Here is a 264-nt window from a genome sequence, read left to right on the forward strand (position 1 = left end):
CCCCCAGGGGGAAGACGAACGCCCACCATCCGAGGTGGAATGGGATCACGTCGTTGCCGTGGTAGCGCACGAGCAGGGCGGCGACCAGCATGAGCCACCAGAGTCCGAAGCCCCAGATGGCGGTGCTCGTGATCTGGGTGACCAGACCCAGTGCGCCCGCCGCCTCGCCCCAGATGGGGGTTCCGGCCTTGACGAGGGCCAACGGAGCCAGCGCGGCCACCCCGACTGGCCCGAGTCCGATCCATACCGAGGGAGCCAGGGCTG

At 69.7% G+C, this 264-nt stretch carries 1 pseudogene; it reads right to left on the reverse strand.

What is annotated here, in order from left to right:
* Window positions 1-202, reverse strand: a pseudogene (locus BN358_RS23600) (hypothetical protein); the annotation flags it as partial.
* Window positions 203-264: the final 62 nt, after the last annotated feature.

The sequence above is a fragment of the Sedimentibacter sp. B4 genome (assembly GCF_000309315.1).
In the GTDB taxonomy this organism is placed as follows: domain Bacteria; phylum Bacillota; class Clostridia; order Tissierellales; family Sedimentibacteraceae; genus Sedimentibacter; species Sedimentibacter saalensis.